We start from the raw sequence: 16,688 nt of genomic DNA, 5'->3' as shown, positions 1-16,688 counted from the left end.
TATTATGCGTGTTCTTCTTGATTATCTACAGGTAGCGTAACTTCATTAACGGCGAAAACATCAATAGCGCCGTTATTGTTGTGCCCTACAGAACTCGTGGAAGGGGAATCATTAATATCATCCTCGGCCTTTCCTCTTGCATTCATTGCGTTCACAATATCCGCCGAGGAGTGATCGACTGAGAATGTTTTCTCCTTAATCAGGAAATCATTGTCTTTATCAATGAATTTCACGTCCATAGTATATTCACCATCTTCCAAAGATAGCGGAACTTCGAATATTGCTTTCTGGTTAGTTATCGGCAGAGTAAACTCTTCTCCTTCAAACATAACACTGACATTAACAATATTCTCAGGTACTGATATTTCAAAAGAAGGTGTCTGACTAATTGAACGATCTATTTCATCCCCAGAGTCAGCGTTTAACAATGTAATACTATAGGCCGTCTCCTTCACCACGCTTTCTTCCGCCGCAGACGGCACTGTACGAAGATGCGTATCGCTTTCGGCATTCACTGTTTCAGACTCCAGTGGAGTAACCGCTGTTGGCGTGGCGTCATCGCTCGCATCGTCATGCTGGCTATCCGCTGTTACCGTCACCGTTGAGTCAACCGTCACCGCTAGCGAAGCAGATTGCTGTGAATTCCCCGCGCGATCCACCACCGTCACGCTCAGCGTGTAGGTACCATCATTCCAGGCGGCTGGCGGCGTGAAGGTCCAGCCATCCGCGCCTTGCGTCGCCTGATAGGTGTCTGTCACGCCGTTATGCGTCACGTTTACGGTCACCCCGGTCACATCAGCATCAATATGCTGCAGCGTGAACTTAGGCTGGGTGTGATTCGTCACGTTATCGCTGTCTGAAACGCCATTGTCTTCACCTGCTGCCAACGCAATCTCCGGCACCGTCAGCGTACTGTCGATCGTAACGGTAATGGGTAACGAGTTTTTCTGATTACCCGCGGCATCGCTTGCGATTACCGATATCGTATAGGAACCATCAGCTAACGGTGTACCTGGCGTAAAGAACCAAACGCCATCGGCATTTTTTTCAGCATTATATACGGTCCCATTGATATCGACCTGAACGACCACAACATCGCTTTCCAGATTCCCGATAATAAAGGTAGGTTGCTTATCTCGCGTAATATTATCGCCCACCGTACCACTGTCTGAGTCTGGAGATAATGAAATAACGGGAACCTCTTTCATGATATCGAGAGAGACATCATCACTCCGGTTACCAATCGCATCCACACTCGTAATGGTAAACTTCCCTTCCGATGGATACGGGATCGCCATACTCCATTTACCATTATCAGGAACGGTTAACGTATAAGTATTCCCATTACTATCGGTTATTATTAGCTGAGATTTGGCTTCCGCCGTTCCCTGCATAATAATTAGATCGTTGACAATATCTGAATACGTTACGACCGGAGCGTTTGGCGGCGTTCGATCAATAAATATTTCATGTACCTCTTCCTTACGGTTGCCTGCGTTATCCTCAATACTCAACGTGATATCGTATTTACCTTCCGGAAGCTGATCGGTCGATAATTCCCACTGCCCATTAGCCGCAACGACAGCGGTTGCCAACGTGACCCCTGCCACGATTAATGATACCGTAGCGCCAATTTCCCCCATACCTCTCATGGTAATAGTGGAGCTATTACTCCACCAGTCCGTTTTCGATGATGATTTATTGTCATCAAGCTCGCTGGTAAATACCTGGATATGCGTATCGACCCAAATGGAATACTTTTCCTGATTTACGTTACCAGCACGGTCCGTAGATTTAACAGTGATATCCAGTTGGCCTTCTGTGAAATAAAGCGGGTTCACCGGCATCTGCCAGTGGCCTTTTTCATTAACCCAAACTTCCCCCACATTTAAGCCATTAATGATGATTTCTATTTTGCTATTGGGCTCGGCACTGCCACTAAACAATAAGTTACGTGTCGTGTCCGTTATATATATTTTGCCATCACTACCGGTCATCTCTGCTAACGTTTGTCCGCCGATAGAATCAATAGCGACAGGCGTCGTATTTAAGGTATCGATAGTAAAGTTTAGCGTTTTCGAGGTAGCCGTGTTGCCTGCTTTATCGGTGATAACATAATAAATGCTATGGGAACCATCGCCCAACGGTGACTCAGGTCGATAAACTTGATTTCTGTCGGTCACCGTGATCGTATCGACTAACACCCCATCAATGAAAATCTGAACACTCTGGTTCATTTCTCCATAAATACTAAACGCAGGCCGGGTTTGACTCGTTATACTATCATTACTGAAAATACCGTTATCAGAACCTGCCATCATAACAGGATTATCGATAAACGTACTGGTATCTATCGTGACGAGTAAGCGAGGCGATTCTGCTGTATTACCTGCCGGGTCTTCGGCAACCACTCGGATAGAATATTCACCATCTTTTAACGCATTATCAAACTGATAGGACCAGGTTCCATCTTCAAGCACAAGAACATTTGCCACGATCTTTTCATCCACATAAATATGGATTGTGGCTCCCGCTTCTGCGGTGCCAACTAACACAGGCTTGTTGTGACTAGTAATCAGATCGTCAAGTGAACCAGAGTTGCTCGCATCTTCAAGGTTGAGCGTTGGGAAGTCGGTTGATGAATCGACATCCACGCTATAATCCTTGCTCACTTCAGTGTTGCCAGCAACGTCAGTAATGCTGAAATGAATATTAAACGTACCATCATCTTGCAGCAGTATCGGCGCGCGCCATGTGCCATCAGCCTCAACCATAACAACGTTGACTAATTTACCATCGACAAAGATGCTGACCTGAGAACCAGCCTCCCCGACACCTGAGACTGACAACGCCCGGTTATTAGAGAGGGCCGGTAATGAATCTTCATCAATGTCAAAGACAGCAATTTGAGAATCGATTGTCACGGTTGTAATCGCAGACTCAACCCGGTTACCAGCAGTATCCGTAGCAACAAATTGCACCTGATACTCGCCGTCGGCGCTATTTGCCGGCATGGTATAGCTAATATTACCTGACGAACTCGCCTCTACTGTGCCTTGTAACACACCATTAATATAAACCTGTACCGTCGCGCCGGGATCGGTCATGGCAACCAGTACCGGAGACTTATTATTGGTAATCAGATCATATTTATCACCGCTATTAGTATCCCGACTTAATGAAATATCGCTGATTTCAATCTGCGTATCATGTTCTATCAGAATCTCTTTTTGTTGGCTGTTGCCCGCTTTATCTTCCGATACCACGACAAAGGCATTACTACCTTCACGCAGATCTAATTCTGCGCTCCATCGACCATCATTGCCTACCACCAGGGTAGCAATAACCACTCCCTGCGGATTCCTGATGGTTAAAGTACTTCCGGCTTCGGCAGTACCATCGATGGTGACATGAGATTTATTGGTGATCCAGTCGCCAACTTTGCCACTGTCATCAGCTTCGCGTAATACCACGGTTAACGGCGAAATTACCGTATCCAGTATCACATTCTGCGGACCAAACTCTCTGATATTGCCGGCAACGTCTTCAACTTTAAACGTTAATTCATAATTACCGTCATTACCCAAAGCGGGTAATACTACGCCCCAGTGTCCTGCGCCTGTCGTATAAGCAATCGCTTTTTCAACGCCATTCACAAAGATAGTGATTTTGCTGTTTGGCTCACTGGTGCCGCCAATCTCCGGCGTCACCGTGTTGATATATCCGCCCTCATGCATTCCAGATATATTCCATACCAGTTCAGCAACCTCGGTATCGATAGTGAGATCAACGGCGGTAGAACGCAGTTCGCTATTATCGCGAGGGTTGACGATACCCACCTGGACGACATAATGGCCATCTTTCATTTCCGATAACTGGAAAGTATATCGACCCGCTGTATCCGCTGTCGCCTCGCCGACCTTCACGCCATCCACATAAATACTCACAATCGTATTAGGTAACGTGCTCCCAATCAGGGTCGGCGTTTTATTATTCGTCGTAAAGTCTCCTAAGGCACCACTATCGCTCTCCTCGCTGAGCTTTATGGTTGGAGGCGTGACATCAATAACAGGTATTACTACAGGAAAGTCGACCTGCGACGATTCATTACCCGCTTTATCTTTGGCAACAATGCTCACAACATAGGAGCCTGGCGCTAATACTGATGGCGGCGTCCAACTCCATTCGCCATTCGCATTGGCGTTTGCGGAGCCGACCACTTTCCCATCCCACTGAATCATAATCGTCGAGAACGCTTCGGCAAACCCTTTGAACTCAGGACGCAGGCTGGTTGCTTCATGCTGATCATCAATAGATGGATCCGAAAGGCGAATGGTGGGATCGATCGTAACCGTATCGATAGTGAATCTTTCCTGCGTTTGCGCAGTATTTCCCGCGACATCTGTTGCGACGACGTTGATGGTATACATGCCATCCGGCAGTATATTCGGCGTCACACTCCAGTTGCCATCAGCGCCAACCGTAATCGTTTGTTTTAAAACCTCCCGACCTGACTTATCGTCAACAATGGTAATCACCAGTTTCGCATTGGGCTCTGCAGTACCTTCGAATTTGGGATTTTGCTTATTCGTAAGGTTATCGCTATTGGAATTTCCGGTATCAGACGCTGGCTCCATTCTGACACTGACGCTTGTCGTGGTATCAATGGTAAAGGGCAGCTTAGTTTCAGAAGTATTTCCGGCAATATCTCTGAAGACAACAACGGCTTCATATACGCCATCGTTTAACGCAACGGGAACCTGGAATTCCCAGAGGTTATTGCCATTTGCCGTAACCGGATAAGAAACGCCGTTAATTCTGATTACAACAGTATCAATATCGGCGGGTACATTGCCAATAACGAAACGTGGTTTAGTGACACTCGTAATATTATCAACAGCGCTTTCGCCAGTATCATCCGCATCCAGCAAATCAATACTGGGATCAGAAACAATAGTGTCTATTGTGAATGATACCTCTTTGCTAATTTTATTACCTGCGATATCTTCAGCCACTATTTCTATTTTGTAAGTTCCATCCACTAACGGTGTATCAGGGGTAAACAGCCATTTATTATCTGCCCCCTGAGTCAGTGTGCTGGATTTCCCGTTTAAAATTACCGTCACGCTCTGCAGCGGTTCTCTGGCTGAAATTTCAAAACGTGGAGAGGTAATATTCGTAATACCATCCGTAGAATCCTTTCCGGCGTCGTCCAGCATCACGACGCTCAGGCCGTCAATCTGCGTATCCACGGTGAAGCCCAGTGTGGAATTTGCCGTATTCCCTGCCCGATCCGTCGCCTGGACATGGAGAGTATAATGACCATCAGGCAATGCGCTACCTGCAGTAAATTCCCACTGCCCGGCCGCATTTTTACTGATGGGCGTCCAGTTTACGCCATCGAAAGAAACCAGCACCGATGTCACATCATCAGGCGTTGCAATTTCAAAAGAGGGACGGGTAGCATTGGTGACATTATCGTGATCGTTGACGCCGCTATCTGTTGTTAACGTAACACTGTCAATCTGAACCTGCGTGTCGATTTCAATCTTCAGTTCGGCCGATGTTTTGGTATTACCAGCAATATCCGTTACGGTAACAGAGATCGTATGCTGACCGTCAGACAGCGGTTGATCCGGCGTAAAGGTTAAATTCCCCCCTGTGTTTTCAATGGTGTAATCCCGACCATCAATATGAACCACAATGTGTGATACATCATTATCGACATTACCGATAATAAACACCGGTTTGTTAATCCTGGTAAGATTATCATTAGTATCATCACCAGTATCATGGGTGGGATCGAGTACAATTGTCGGCTCTCGCAGAGTCGTATCAATCGTAAACTGCAGCGTTTCTTGCGCAACGTTGCCGGCGATATCAGTCACATCAACCAAGAGAGTGTGTTGCCCATCAGGTAATGCCGAACCGACATTAAATATCCAGCGGCCATCCCCTCCTTTTGTGAGTTCAATCCAATTAGCGGCGTTATCGATTTTAACGCGCACATGGGTAATATCATCAGCGGTAACAATACTAAACTGCGGCTTGTCGACTTTGGTAATGTTATCTACATCGCTATCACCGCTATCTGTAACCAACGTGACGCTTTCAATTTCAGCCGTCGTATCTATCACAACAGGTAATGGTTTCGATGTCGCGGTATTTCCGGCCTTATCTTCAACCGTAACGGTAATATTATAAGAACCATCCGGAATGGCATTGCCTGGTGTAAATTGCCAACCAGCCCCAACCTTAGTCGCGTTATAGTCATGACCATCAATCGTCACCACGACTTTGATAACATCGGGGTCAACATTACCAATCGTAAAGGTGGGTCGTGAAATATTAGTAATATTATCGGCGGTATTCGCTCCGGTATCTTGTCCTGCGTCTAAAGCAATAGTAGGAACCTGTATATTAGTATCGATATTAAATACTAAATCTTTATTCGCAATATTACCTGCCTCATCCGTGGCCTCTACGCGAAGGGTATATGTGCCGTCAACCAGAGTATTCGGGCTGTCAAAAATCCACTGTCCGTCGGCATTTTTGCGTATCACATTCCAGTTAGCGCCACCATCCAGGGTTACGCGTACCTGGACGACATCACCGGGAACGTCAATTCTGAATGACGGTTTGGCAACATTCGTTAATTGATCATTCTGCACGCCGGTATCATTAAGCAATACGATATTGTTAATGGTTGTCGTGGTATCAATACGCACCTCAAACGGCGCAGACTCTTTTACATTCCCCGCCAGATCTTCCACCACAACGGCTAACTGATATGAGCCATCAGCCCAGCTCGCAGAAGGCGTAAAGCGCCATTGACCATTGGTGAATACCGCCGCTTCCTCGTGCGTTTTACCGTTGTAAGTTACTTTGACCATCACGCGCGTAACGTCAGAATCAACCTGATGTATGTCGAACACAGGCCGATCGTGATTGGTGAGGCGATCGCCAACAGTACCGCTATCTTCGCCAGCTGCCAGTTCAATCACCGGCGTAGTCAACGTACCGTCTATCGTCACCTTTAAAGGCGCGGATGTTTGCTGGTTGCCTGCCACATCTGTTACCGTCACGGTGAATGTGTAGCTACCGTCCGCCAAAGCAGAATCCGGTCGATAGCGCCAGCCGTCGGCTGATTCGGTGAGTACCACCGTTTTAAACGTGCCGTTATGCTCAATACTCAATTCCACGTGTCGAACATCTTTATCGATACTCCCCAACACAAATACTGGCTGAGTGACGCTGGTCAGATTATCGTTCTTATTCTGTCCGGTATCCTGATCGGGCGCCAGCTCAATGGTTGGCGTCATCAACGTGATGTCGATAGTGAAATTGAGCGTCTCCGTCATCTTATTACCCGCACCGTCAGTCACTTCCACGGTCAGGGTATGCTGTCCCTCTGGCATATCCGTCGGCCAGGTGTAATCCCAAATGCCAGCCGTCGAACTCTTGATTGCGGTAACCCAGGTCGTGCCGCCGTCAATACTCAGAAGAACCTTTTCCACATCATCCGGTACCGAGATCTGGAACTGCGGACGCACATGTTTTGTCACATTATCGCCAGGGACGCCGCTATCGTTGACTAATTCAATATGATCAATGGCTATTTGCGTATCCACTGTCACCGTCAGCGGCGTAGACGGACGCGTATTTCCCGCCCGATCCTCCACTGTCACCGTCAGCGTATAATCACCGTCGCCCCACGGCGCTGGCGGTGTAAAGCTCCAGCCTCCAGCCCCCTGTGTCGCGGTAAACGAGGTTGTCGTTCCATTATGCGTGACGCTGACTGTAACGTTGATAACATCCGAATCGATATTCTGCAGAATAAAGGTCGGTCGGGTGCGATTGGTCATATCATCGCCAGGCGTACCGGTATCATCCGTGCTATCCAGCGCAATGGTCGGCGTCGACAACCGGGTGTCGATGAAAAATTCAAGCGTTTGCGTCGCCGTATTGCCCGCTCTGTCGGTGACCATGACGGTTAGGGTGTGTTTTCCATCGCCCATATCCGTTGGCCAGGTATAGCCCCAGACGCCTTCAATACCCTGCGCCGCGCTCACCCAGTTTGCGCCCCCATCAATGCTCAGTTGCACAGAATTCACATCCGCCGGCACCGTGATCTCAAACTGCGGACGGGTGCTGTTAGTTAGATTGTCATCAGGCACGCCATGATCATTGACCAATGTAATATCAGTAATGCTGGTTTGCGTATCTACCGTCACTATCAGCGGCGTGGACTGACGAACGTTTCCTGCGTTATCCGTTACCTCTACCGTCAGTGTATAGCTACCGTCCGCCCAGTCAGCATCTGGCGTAAAGCGCCACTGTCCTCCAACCTGGGTTAGTGTCACTTCCTGGCTATTGCCGCCCTGTGTGATCCGCAAAATGACCGATTGCGCATCGGAGTCAATATTGCCAATGGTAAAGCCCGGTCTTTTGACGCTCGTAATATGATCGCCAATGGCACCTGTATCGTCCCTGCTATCCATAGTGATGGTAGGCGTTGACAGCCGGGTATCAATGGTAAAATCGAGCGTCTGCGTCGTCTTATTTCCCGCCTTATCGGTCGCTTCTACCGTCAGGGTATGTAGCCCGTCGGTCACATCTTTCGGCCAGGTGTAATCCCAGATCCCTGCCGTGCCCTGTGTTGCACGAACCCACGTATTACCGCCGTCGATACTCAGACGTACCTCGTTGACATCCCCTGGCACCGTGACGCGGAAGTGTGGACGAACGTCATTGGTCAGGTTGTCGCCGGGAATACCGTTATCATTAACCAGTTCAATAACATCAATGGTGATTTGGGTATCAACCGTGACCGTCAGCGGCGCTGAGTATTTTACGTTCCCCGCATCATCCTCCACCCTCACCGTCAGCATATAGTCGCCATCTGCCCATGTGCCGGTCGGTGTCACGCTCCAGATGCCGGTCGCGCCTTTGGTGGCCGTCAGCACTTCTTTCGTGCCGCCATACTGCACCTCAACCGTGACATACCGCGCGTCTGCGTCAATATTGCCCAGTATAAACGTCGGCTTATTCGCGTTGGTCAGGTTATCGCCTTTTGTTCCGCTGTCGTCCGTGCTGTCCAGCACGATAGTCGGTTCTGACAGCATGGTATCGATGATGAAGTCCAGTTTCTGCGTCGTCTGGTTTCCCGCCTTGTCGGTCGCCTCCACTGTCAGGGTATGCTTCCCCTCTCCCACATCAGCCAGCCAGGTATAATCCCAGACGCCCGGCGTCGCGCTCTGGGTAGCGTTGAACCACGTCTTGCCGCCGTCAATGCTCAGGCGTACCTCGTTAACATCCGTCGGTACCTTCACCTGGAAGTGCGGACGCACGTTATTAGTCAGATTATCGTCGGGAATACCGCTGTCATTGACCAGTTCAATGTTATTAATGGCGATTTGCGTGTCCACCGTCACCGTCAACGATGCAGAATGGCTGGTGTTCCCCGCTTTATCTTCGACTGACACACTCAGGGTATAATCACCATCCGCCCACGCCCCTGTCGGCGTAAAGCTCCATCCGCCTACGCCTTTCGTGGCGTCAAATGTGGTGGTGACGCCGCCATGCTCCACACTGACCGTAACGCGAACGGCATCATCATCAATATGCTGCAGGGCAAATGTCGGCTGGGAGCTATTCGTCATGTTATCGCCCTGGACACCGGTATCGTCCGCGCTATTCAGTACGATGACCGGCACTGACAGCGTGGTATCAATAGTGAAGTGGAGTGTCTCCGTCACGGTATTACCCGCATTGTCAGTCGCTTTCACATTCAGCGTATAGTCGCCATCCGGCACGGTGCCCGGCCAGGTATAATTCCAGACGCCCGGCGTCGCGCTCTGTGTCGCCTTAACCCAGGTCACGCCACCGTCAATGCTCAGACTAACTTCGTTAACGTCCCCCGGTACCGTCACGCGGAACTGCGGATGGGCGTCGTTAGTCATATTGTCGCCGGGAATACCGTTATCATTAACCAGTTCAATAGCATCAATGGTGATTTGGGTATCAACAGTGACCGTCAGCGACGCTGAGTGTTTTTCGTTCCCCGCCTCATCTTCCACCCTCACTGTCAGCGTATAGTCGCCATCTGCCCATGTACCGGTCGGTGTCACGCTCCAGTTGCCGGTCGCGTCTTTGGTGGCCGTCAGCACCTCTTTCGTGCCGCCATGCTGCACCTCAACCGTGACATACCGCGCGTCTGCGTCAATATTGCCCAGTAAAAACGTCGGCTTATTTACGTTGGTCAGGTTATCGCCTTTTGTTCCGCTGTCGTCCGTGTTGTCCAGCACGATAGTCGGTTCTGACAGCATGGTATCGATGATGAAGTCCAGTTGCTGCGTCGTTTTGTTTCCCGCCTTGTCGGTCGCCTCCACTGTCAGGGTATGCTTACCCTCTCCCACATCAGCCAGCCAGGTATAATCCCAGACGCCCGGCGTCGCGCTCTGGGTAGCGTTGAACCACGTCTTGCCGCCGTCAATGCTCAGGCGCACCACGTTGACATCCGTCGGTACCGTCACCTGGAAGTGCGGGCGCGCTTCATTGGTCAGATTATCGTCGGGAATACCGCTGTCATTGACCAGTTCAATATGGTCAATGGCGATTTGCGTATCGATGGTGACCGTCAACGGCGCTGAGTGGCGAATATTACCCGCCTCATCTTTCACCGTTACCGTCAGCGTATAGTCGCCATCAGTCCACGCGCTGCCGGGTACAAAACGCCACTGCCCGTTAGTCTGCGTCAGCTCCACCTCCTCGCTGTGACCATCGCGCATCACCTGCACGACGACCTGAGTCACGTCAGAATCAATACCGCCGATAATAAAACCCGGCGTTTTAACGTTAGTCTTATTATCGTTGGCGGTGCCGCTATCATCTGCGCTATCCAGCGTGATGGTCGGTGTCGACAATGTGGTATCAATGATAAAATTGAGCGTTTCCGTCGCCGTGTTGCCTGCAACATCGGTTGCTTTCACTGTCAGGGTATACGTATTTTCGACCAGATCTGTCGGCCATATATACTCCCAAACGCCGTCAGACGTCAGCGTTGCGTTAACCCAGTTGATGCCGCCATCAAGACTCAGTTGCACAGAGTTCACGTCCGTCGGTACCGTAATATGAAACTGTGGACGTGCTTCATTGGTCAGGTTATCCCCGACAATACCCGTGTCATTAAGAAGCTCAATGCGATCAATAGACGTTTGCGTATCGATAGTCACCGTCAGCGGCGCAGAATAATTTGTATTACCCGCCTTATCTTCTACCTTTACCGTCAGCGTATAGTCGCCATCGGTCCAGGCTGCGCCCGGCGTAAAGCGCCACACACCGCCGTTCTTAATCAACTCTATCTGTTGGTTCTTACCATCATGCGCCACCGTCACCACCACTTTGGTCACGTCGGCGTCGATATTACCGAGGGTAAAGCCTGGCATCTTAACGTTGGTGATGTTATCGCCAGCGGCGCTATCATCCGCGCTGTCCAGGGTAATCGTCGGTTCTGACAGAATGGTATCGATGGTGAAGTCCAGTTTCTGCGTCGTTTTGTTTCCCGCCTTGTCGGACGCTTCCACCATCAGGGTGTGAGGGCCGTTAGCCACATTCGTCAGCCAGGTGTAATCCCAGACGCCCGACGTCGCGCTCTGCGTGGCGTCAAACCACGTTTTGCCGCCATCAATACTCAGTCTTACACCGTTAACATCCGCCGGTACTGTCACCTGAAAGTGCGGGCGCGCTTCATTGGTCAGATTATCGCCGGGGATACCGCTGTCGTTAACCAGTTCAATACGGTCAATGGCGATATGCGTGTCTACTGTCACCGTCAACGGCGCGGACTGCTTCACATTTCCGGCCCTATCTTCTACCTTCACCGTCAGGATATAGTCGCCGTCCGCCCAGTCGCTGGTCGGCGCAAAGCGCCACTGTCCGCCGGTCTGAACCAGTGGCACCTCCTGTTTAATGCCATTGTGCATTACCTCCACTATCACCCGGCTGACATCGGTATCAATATTGTTGAGGGTAAAGCCCGGCGTTTTAACATTGGTGATATTATCGCCCGCGATGCCGCTGTCATCTGCGCTGTCCAGCGAGAGGGTCGGCACAGACAGAGTGGTATCGATGGTGAAATCAAGTTCCTGCGTCGTCTTGTTTCCCGCCTTGTCGGTCGCCTCTACCGTCAGGGTATAGCCTCCGTCGGCCACATCATCCGGCCAGATATAATCCCAGGCGCCCGGCGTCGCGCTCTGGGTAGCGTTGAACCACGTCTTGCCGCCGTCAATGCTCAGGCGCACCACGTTGACATCCGTCGGTACCGTCACCTGGAAGTGCGGACGCACGTTATTAGTCAGATTATCGTTGGGAATACCGCTGTCATTGACCAGTTCAATGTTATTAATGGCGATTTGCGTGTCCACCGTCACCGTCAACGATGCAGAATGGCTGGTGTTCCCCGCTTTATCTTCGACTGACACACTCAGGGTATAATCACCATCCGCCCACGCCCCTGTCGGCGTAAAGCTCCATCCGCCTGTGCCTTTCGTGGCGTCAAATGTGGTGGTGACGCCGCCATGCTCCACGCTGACCGTAACGCGAACGGCATCATCATCAATATGCTGCAGGGCAAATGTCGGCTGGGTGCTATTCGTCATGTTATCGCCCTGGATGCCGGTGTCGTCCGCGCTATCCAGTACGATGACCGGCACTGACAGCGTGGTATCCACCGCGAAATCGATGGTCTTCGTCACTGTATTGCCTGCTTTATCAGTCGCTTCCACCGTTAGCGTGTATTGACCATCTGCCAGGTCTGTCGGCCAGATATACTCCCAGCTTCCTGCCACGCCCGGAGTTGCCTGAACCCACGAATTACCACCGTCAATGCTCAGACGGACTTCATTGACATCCGTAGGTACCGTCACACGAAAGTGGGGACGGTCGTCGTTGGTCATATTATCGCCTTTCACGCCGCTATCGTTGACCAGTTCCACCCCATCAATAGCGATTTGGGTATCGATAACGACCGTCAGCGGCGCTGAGTAGTTGGTATTTCCTGCCTTATCTTCTACTTTCACCGTTAACGTGTAGCTGCCATCCGCCCACGTATTCCCTGGTATAAATAACCAACTACCATTGAGGTGGGAAAGTTCGATCTCTTCGCTCACGCCATTGTGCATCACCTGTACGACGACCCGATGCGCATCAGCATCAACACCGGAAATAGCAAAACCTGGCTTATTGATATTGGTCAGGTTATCGCCTGTAACCCCCGTATCATCCTTAGAAAGCAGGGAAATCACCGGCGTTGATACTGTGGTATCGATAGTAAAATCGAATACCGCGCTGTTCGCTTTATTACCCGCAATGTCCTCAACCTTGACATAAACCTGATGCAAGCCTTCCGTTAAATCTGAAGTAAAGGTATAGGCCCATGAACCATCAGGTTGTTGCGTGGCAACACCGATCTGCGTATCAGACGCGGCATCCCATACCTGAACACTGATAATGTCCGGATCAATATCTTTTAGGTGCAAGGTAGGTTTAACGATATTCGTTAAATTATCATCTGAAATTCCCGAATCTGAATCCGGGCTCAATGAAACTATCGGTATTGAAATAGCAGTATCGACGCTAATTAAGAAAGGATCCGAATGAGCAATGTTGCCAGCGATATCTTCAACTGAAGCGGTTATTCTATGATCGCCATCAACCAAACCTTGATCGGCTTTCAGGGTATACTCCCATCTGCCATCTTTATTTGTTCTGACCTCAGCGATCAGTGCACCATCAATATAGAGTTTAACCGTTGAATAGGGTGCAGCGGTTCCTGTCAGTGCAGGATTCTTTTCATTAATAATATGGTCTGTATTATCAACCCCCGTATCGTTGACCAACTCTATTGTTGGTTTTTGCGTTTGCGTTACGATTTGGAAATTATACGCTGATGAGGAGGCAGTATTACCGGCAATATCTTCTACCTTTACCGTTACGTCATGCGAGCCATCAGATAACGCTGTGGTAAATTGAAAATTCCATACACCATCATCGCCAGCAATAGCCTCACCACTTAACACACCGTCAACATAGATGGAAACCTTAGCATTAGCTTCAGCCATCCCGGTAAACAACGGCGTATTAATTTTAGTAATCATATCGCCTTTAACGCCAGAGTCAGCGCTATCATGCAACATAACAGTAGGGATCGGCGTAAAGCTATCAATGGTAAGCTGATAATCTACAGATGACGTTCTTCCTAAAGGATCGATGGATTCAACCGTAATCTTATAAACATTGTCAGACAGATTTCGGGAAATATCAAAATTCCAGTTACCGTCTGCATCCGCAGTCGTCACGCCTATCGTTTTACCATCAATAAGGATATTTACGGTAGCAAACCTATCCGCTGTTCCCAGTAATGTCAGAGCATTATGTTTATTGGTAATCCAGTCGCCTTTTGCACCGGAATCATCACTGGCATCGAGTTCCGCTTTTGGAGGTACAACTTCAGTTTGAATAGTAAAAGAATATTTAACAGTAGAGGATTTATTGCCGGCGGCATCCTGAGAAATGATTTCAATATCATAGGCGCCCTGAAGAAATTTATTACTAAACTGATAATTCCAGGTCCCGTTTGAGTCAACCTCAATGCTGTCATATAATTTACCATCTCGCATCAATAAGATGGTAGACTTTGGCTCTGCCGTACCGACTAAAGCCGGTAAATCATTCCCTGATAAAATTATACCATTCGGCAAAACAACATAATCCTCCAAAGAAACCGTCGGAGGTACAGGGGCAATAGTATCAATAACGTAACTAAAGGAAAAATCCTTTTTGTTGCCAGCGACATCTTCAACAGTGAACGTAAGATTGTTAATCCCTTCCACTGAGTCGGAAGTGAAATTGAACGTCCATTCGCCCTTGTCATTCGCTTTAAAAATAACCTCTTCGCCAGTCTCACTATTTATGACACTGATAATAGCATTTGGCTCAGTTTTACCTGTAAAGGTTGGGCGAGTATTGTTAGTAACGTTATCTCCGACAATACCGCTATCATTCGTCGTTTCAATCTCAGCGCTGAAATAGCTGATACGTGTATCAATAGTAAAAGGCAGATTTGCCGTCGCTGAGGTATGCCCGGCAATATCAGTAGCTGTTGCTGTTATATTGTATTCGCCATCCTTGAGCGGCGTAGTAAGCGTATAGCTCCATGTCCCATCTTTAGCAACAATGACCTCACCAAGATGTTTAAGTCCAAGATAAATAGAGACTGTAGAACCGGGTTCCGCCACACCAATAAATGTTGGCAGGGTGCTATTTGTAATGTTGTCATTTTTAATGCCGGAATCACTACTATCATCCAGCTCAATCGTCGGCTTTTCCGGAGGAATGGTGTCGGTTATGATACTATCCGTCGTTTCGTTTTTATTACCTGCTTTATCTACAGCAACGACTTTTATACTATTTTCGCCCTCAGATAATTCATTATCCTTAAATTCATAACTCCAGTTTCCATCTTTATCGACATCAACGCTGGCAACCAGTTTATTATCTACATAAATGTCAACCTTAGCATTCTCTTCCGCCGTACCAACAATTGAAGGCGTCAAGGTCGGCGTTAAGCCCTTATGACCGGACACACTACTTTCAGGCGAAAGCTCAAATGTTGGCTTATCGGTAACGGAATCGATAGTAATGACAAGTTTGGCGCTACCGCTCCCATCAGCAGTCTTGGCCTCTGCCTCCAGATTATATGTTCCATCAGTCAATGTTTCAGGCGCAGTGAAGGTGAAGTTACCCAAACTATCCGCTACAGCCTGACCGACAGCAATACCATTAATTTTAATAATGACCGTGGCATTGGGAGCAGTGCTACCTACAAACTGAGGTTTGGTAAAATTAGTTATACTATCATCTTTGCTACCGCTGTTACTTTCGGCCGCAAGCGCTAATGTGACTTTAAGCGGCTCTTTAACAGACTCAGCATCGAGCTTATTTTCCTCATTTTTACTGCTATTACTTTTGCCAGTACTGGTATTTTTATTAATAGGCTGAGGAAGAACTTTTTCAGCATCGTTCTGTTTAGAAGCCTGCGTTGCTTTAGCCTGTGTATTTTGCTGGGAAGCATCGCTTTGCTGAGCCAAATTGTCTTTTGCTACATTGTCAGCCAAAAAGTTCTGCAGCATTTCTTCAATTTGCTTTGACGAGTTCTGTACTTCAAACGCTTCATTGAGCGCTTTTTCTGCTGCCTCCTTAGCTTTCTCTGCTTCTTCCTTCGCCTTATCAGCTTCTTTCTTTGCGTTTTCAGCATCGTCAAGCTGCTTTTTTAATTCCTCTTCTTCCTTCTTATTTCGTCGTTTGCCATTACCTTTCTTTTCTACCTGAGCAGAATCAACCAATGAGCTGTCAATTCTCTCCAGTTGAATATCTTTTAAATCTACGCTGCCCAGAATTTTAGCGCCGGTAATAGTCTTATCTTTAAATTTAACAGCGAGGTTATTGCCTTTGATACTTGAATAAAGAGCGCCATTGACAATGATCACTGAACCACGCGGCGTGGTAATGTTCATGTCTGGCCCGGAAAGAGAAACTTTTGCGCCTTTGGCATTACCCAAAGAAGATAAATCAATTACAGAATTTTGATCGGCAAAAAACTTTTGTATGCTTTTATTTCCCATAATATT

1 protein-coding gene is annotated in these 16,688 nt (G+C 48.5%); it reads right to left on the bottom strand.

Going from position 1 to position 16,688, the window contains the following annotated elements; translation table 11 throughout:
* Nucleotides 1-2 precede the first annotated feature (2 nt).
* On the bottom strand, nucleotides 3-16,682 hold the full coding sequence (siiE, locus tag ACLJNW_RS14315; RefSeq protein ID WP_058663571.1) for a non-fimbrial adhesin SiiE: 16,680 nt from the start codon (nucleotides 16,680-16,682) through the stop codon (nucleotides 3-5).
* Between the last annotated feature and the right edge of the window lie 6 nt (nucleotides 16,683-16,688).

It is taken from the genome of Salmonella sp. SAL4457 (assembly GCF_046548235.1).
Taxonomy (GTDB): Bacteria; Pseudomonadota; Gammaproteobacteria; order Enterobacterales; family Enterobacteriaceae; genus Salmonella; species Salmonella enterica.
Note: the sequence above shows the minus strand (reverse complement) of the source record. Positions and strands in the feature narration are given on the sequence as shown.